We start from the raw sequence: 4,767 nt of genomic DNA, 5'->3' as shown, positions 1-4,767 counted from the left end.
GGGCTGGGAGGCGGGCACCGCCGTCCAGACCAACAAGGCCATCGAGAAGGACCTCGGCAGACCCCGGTCGATCAGGTCCAGGAGAGGGCCGGGGTGTGCGGCTCCCGGTGCGGTGAGGCCCTGCGCGCCGGCCACCTGGGCGGCTGCCTCCAGCAGCGGACCCGCCCCGCGCGCCCAGCCCTCGCGCCGGGCCAGCGCGGGCAGTTCGGCCCAGGGCACCCGCCGCCCGGACAGCGTCCGCGGGTCCAGCACGGCCCGCTCCAGCTCGACGAGGAGGTGATCCGGCGCCCGGAGCAGCGCGAGCGCGGGGCGCCGCACGGGCGGGATGGCGCGTCCGTCGTCGGGGAGCGCCTCCAGCGCCGCGATCCGGTCGGCCGTGGGCGGGTGGCTGTCGTAGGGGGACCTCTCCCGGGAGGCCTCCTCCGGGAGCGGCTCCCAAGTCGCCGCCTCCAGTTCCGCCCGGCGTGTGCCGTCCGCGAGCAGGAGCGCGAGCCCGCCGTAGAACTGCCCCTCCGGCGGCAGCAGTCCGGCCTCCCGGCCCAGCAGGGCGTAGCCGTTCAGGTAGAGGTCGTCGGCGGCGTCGAGCACGGGGATGCGGCGCAGCGCGGCGGCCGTGGTGTCCCGTCCGGCGATCCGGGCGGCCATCAGATCGGCCGCGTACTCCTGACGGCGGCTGACGGCCTCGGTCAGGCGCAGGCACAGCCCGGCGTACCAGGAGAAGACGAGGGCCAGGTAGTGGTCCGGGCCCCGCGTGGGCTCCCGCCTCAGCGGTGGCCGCCTGCCGGCCGCCCGGCGCCGGGCCGCCCGTGCCGCGAACGCCGCCTTCTCCTCGGCCTCCTGACGCGCCGCCCGGTCCCGCAACGTGACCACCGTGTTCAGCAACCTGCCGCGCAGTGCCCAGAGCAGGCTGCCCAACCGGGTGTCGTCGTGCGCGTAGTGGCCCAGTTCGTGCGCGAGCACGGCGTCCAGCTCGTCCTCCGGCAGGCCGATCAGCAGCGCCACCCCGAGGAAGAGCCGCCGTTCGCCCCCGGCCGGCCCGAGCCAACGGGTGTCCTCCCGCACCATGGCACCGGCCCCCGGGATCACCCGTATCTCGGTGGGCGGCCGCGTGCCCACCCGCTCGGCCAGCTCACGCACCCGCCGCCACAGCTCGGGCTGCTCCCGCGCCGCCAGCGGCAGACCGGGCAGCTCGTCCTGCCCGGCCGGGCGGCCGCGGCTGAGCAGGACGACCCGCACCACGCACCAGGCGATCGCGAGGGAGCCGAGGAAGCCCTCGAGCGTGACCACCGTGAAGCCGGATCCCCGCGCCAGCGCGACGTCCAGGGCGGCCGGCGCGGCGAGGACGAGCAGGGCCAGCAGGTAGAACCCGATCAGCAGACCGAGCGCGAGCGCGGCACGCAGCGGGGTTCCGGGTACGCCGCGGCCTCGTACGGCGGCCTCGTCGGCGGCGCTGCCGACGGGGCGGGACGTCAGACGCATCGGCATCCTTCACGGGGACGGAACGGGCGTACGGGCTGTGCTGCCGGTGCTCAGCCCTGGCCGCCCGGCGTCGCCTCCTTCTTCAGCGCCGCCAGGACCGTGGTCGTCACCTTCTTCGCGGACGCGGCACCGTTGTCGCTGCCCGCCGTGGACAGCACGGTGACCACGGAGTTGCCGGAGCGGGCCGCGATCAGCGTGGTGCCGTTGTCCCAGTGGCCGCTCGTCAGCGTCATCGTGTAGGCCTCGTCCCCGAGTCCGGACGTGGAGCTGTGGGCGACCTTCACCTTGGCGTGCGCGTCGGTGTCCGTGAACGTGGCGCACTCACCGGCCACGGCCCGCAGGTCCTTCATCACCTCGGTCGCGGTCGTGCCCTGGAAGGCGTCGATCTCCTGGGCCACTTCCTGGGTCTTGTTCGCGTAGTCGTTCTGCGCGAACGACACCCCGCCCTTGTAACCCGACACCTGGATCCAGGACGTGGTCTCCAGCCTGGTGCAGTCCGGCTTCGCGGTCTTCCTGCCGGACGGGGAGAGGAACTGGCCACCGCTGTCCGCGGAACCGTCCGCCTCAAGAGCGAGCCCGGAGGGGACGGCCGACGCGGGCGCCAGCGCCTTCTTCAACTGGGTACCGGTGAGCAGACCGGCGTTGGGGTCCTTCGACTCGGCCTGCTTGGCGCTCGCGCCGGTACCGGTGCCGGAGTCGGAGGAACCGGAGGAACAGGCGGACAGGGCCAGGGGGAGTGCCGCGACGGCGATCAGCATGACGGGACGGGACGGGAGGCGCATCGGAGTCCTTCTCGGGGGTGGTGGAACAGCTGTGTACGGTATGCAGTTGGAGGTCACATAAAGATCACATAAATTTCAAGGAGCAATTAAAGTGCCGACCGGGCCGACGGTCGAGTCGACGGCGGAGCCGACGGTGGGCAGCCTCGGTGGCCTCCGGCCGGGCGAGGCGCGTGCCGTACGGCGGGTGGTCGCTCCGTGTCCGGCCCGGCGGGCGGTGGCGCGGGCGAGGCGGACGGCGGACGGTGGGGCGGGCGCGGCGGGCCCGCCGGGGGGCGCCCGGCGCGGTGCCGGGCGCTCGGCTCGTCGGCGGTGCCGGAGCGGGCCCGATGGCTCGGTCAGGCCGCCTTCTTCCAGTTCCCGCAGCCGTTCGTCTTGAAGTAGGCGTCCGCCGGGCTGATGGTGACGACGGCCGTCCCGGTCACGTTGTTGTTCGCGATGATCGAGTTCAGCCCGTGCTCGGCGTCCCTGGTGCGCTCCCAGTAGCAGGAGTCGTCGGCGTTGCCCGTCGACTTGTAGGTGCCGGGCGCGATGTCGGTGCCCACCTTGAACATGCCGCCGTTGCCGTCCATCGAGGAGGCGGGCGTGCCCTTCGCCTTCGGGTCGACGGCCTCCCAGTCCTTGCAGCCGTTGGACTTGAACAGCTTGTCGGTGGCCTTGATGGTCACGTAACTGGTGCCGCTGACATTGTCGTTGGCCAGCAGGGAGTCCGTCTCGCCCTTGGCGTCCTTGGCGCGCTCCCAGTAGCACATGTCGTCCGCGTTGCCGGTCGTGCGGTACGTCCCCGGCTTCACGTCGGAGCCGACCTGGTACTCGCCGTCCCCGGCGATGGCGGCCTTCTTCTTCCCCGCCGTCTTCGCGCCCCCCGCGTCCTTCTTGGTGCCGGGCGTCTGCCGGTCGGACGCCGACGTGTCCTTCCCGCCGCTGCCGGAACCGCCGTCCTTGCCGCCGCTGCCGGCGTTCGCGGACACGGCACCGATGACGACGACCCCCACGACGACGCCCAGCGTGATCTTGGCCTTCATGCCCATGGCGAATCCCCTCCCCAAAGCGGCGGTCGCCCCCTCCGGTGACCGCCCGTTCGCTGGGTCAATAAGAGCAGAGCCTGTGAACCGAGTCAACACGGTTCACAGGATCAGTCTTGTACACGTCCGTGAATGCAGGGATCTTGTGTACGCCGGTATGCTCGGCACACACATGGGACGAGGGGAGCCGGGCCGGTGCAGGACAACGCGACAGAGGTGACCGCCGCCGGTATCGCACGGCTCGCCGGCGTGGGCCGGGCCGCCGTCAGCAACTGGCGTCGTCGGCACGCCGACTTCCCCAAACCGGTCGGCGGTACCGAGACCAGCCCGTCCTTCGCCCTCGCCGAGGTCGAGGCCTGGCTGCGCAAGCAGGGCAAACTCGCGGAGGTCCCGCTGCGCGAGCGGGTCTGGCAGCAGCTGGCCGGCCACCCCGAGGGCCCGCTGACGGCGCTGGTGCACGCCGGTTGCGCGCTGCTGCTGATCCATGAACGCCCCACCGTCTGGCTCGACGTGAGCGCCGGCTCGGACGAGCGCCTGGCCGCGATGCTGCCGGGCGTGCTGGAGAAGGTGCTGACACCCCGCTTCGGCGGAGCGCCGGGCCGTACGGTTCACAGCGGACGGGCTGCGGGCGGTGCGGGGGCTGTGAACGGCTCACGCGACGCACAGGGTGTGGACGCCGGGTCGGCCGCCCCCGCTGTGAACACCGGGCTGTCGGCACCGGATGTGAACACGGGCACTGTCATTCCCGGTGTGAACGCCGCGCATACGGCACCCGCTGTGAACACCACGCCCCCAGCACCCGGTGTGAACACCGACCCGGCGACCCCGGGCGTGAACACGGCACCCGAAGTACCCGGTGTGAACCCATCACCGGCATCGCCGGGTGTGAACACCCCGCCCACGGTTCACACCGCCCCCGCGGCCGACCGGGCAGGGGCGGGCCACGGCACGCCCGGCGCCCACCCCACGGCACCCCACACCACGCACGCCGCCGCACCCGCGCCCACCCACGCCGCCGCACCCGCAGCGGCCCCCGGCACCGCCGCCCTGCGCACCCCCGCCCTCCGTACGCCCACCGGCCCCCAACTGCTGCCCTCCGCCCCGCTCCTGCGCGGTGCCGCCGAGCTGGCCGCCGAGGTGGGGGCGCGGCAGGCCTTCGAGTTCCTGCTGGGCCGGCACCTGGACGCCAACCCCCGCCAGTACACGCTCACCCCGGCCGAACTCGCCGGACTCATGGCCGACCTCGCCGGGCCCGCCCGCACCGTCCTGGACCCGGCCTGCGGCACCGGCGCCCTGTTGCGCGCCGTGGACAACCGCCCCGACCAGGAGATGTACGCCCAGGACAGCGCCCCCGACCTCGCCGCGCTCACCGCGCTGCGGCTCGCGCTGCACTCCCGGGCCGCCGTGCGCGCCGCGGCCGGCGACACCCTGCGCGCGGACGCCCACCCCGAGCTGCGCGCCGAGGCCGTGCTGTGCCACCCGCC

The 4,767-nt window shown here is 73.5% G+C and carries 4 protein-coding genes; 1 reads left to right on the top strand and 3 read right to left on the bottom strand.

Translation table 11 applies throughout. The annotated features are described in order from the left end of the window. The 3 genes from ACWEN3_RS41675 to ACWEN3_RS41665 all read right to left on the bottom strand — a co-directional run. Nucleotides 1–1,479, bottom strand: a 1,479-nt coding sequence (locus ACWEN3_RS41675) for a M48 family metallopeptidase (protein WP_452982511.1), incomplete at its 3' end; no start/stop codon positions are given. A 50-nt stretch (nucleotides 1,480–1,529) separates the two neighbouring features. Beyond that, entirely contained in the window at nucleotides 1,530–2,261 is a 732-nt protein-coding gene (locus ACWEN3_RS41670) for a hypothetical protein (RefSeq protein WP_452982508.1), read from the bottom strand. A 335-nt stretch (nucleotides 2,262–2,596) separates the two neighbouring features. Continuing rightward, the gene (locus ACWEN3_RS41665) at nucleotides 2,597–3,289 is read right to left on the bottom strand and encodes a hypothetical protein (RefSeq protein WP_452982505.1); all 693 of its coding nucleotides are present in this window, start codon (nucleotides 3,287–3,289) and stop codon (nucleotides 2,597–2,599) included. A 189-nt stretch (nucleotides 3,290–3,478) separates the two neighbouring features. Here ACWEN3_RS41665 and ACWEN3_RS41660 point away from each other — a divergent pair. Beyond that, on the top strand, nucleotides 3,479–4,767 hold a 1,289-nt coding region (locus tag ACWEN3_RS41660), incomplete at its 3' end, for an N-6 DNA methylase (protein ID WP_452982502.1).

Source organism: Streptomyces sp. NPDC004561 (assembly GCF_053602155.1).
Note: the sequence above shows the minus strand (reverse complement) of the source record. Positions and strands in the feature narration are given on the sequence as shown.

Excerpts from the sequence above, each read along its gene's own strand:
- ACWEN3_RS41670 (WP_452982508.1), bottom strand. The coding sequence starts at position 2,261 with ATGCGCCTCCCGTCCCGTCCCGTCATGCTGATCGCCGTCGCGGCACTC.
- ACWEN3_RS41665 (WP_452982505.1), bottom strand. The coding sequence starts at position 3,289 with ATGGGCATGAAGGCCAAGATCACGCTGGGCGTCGTCGTGGGGGTCGTC.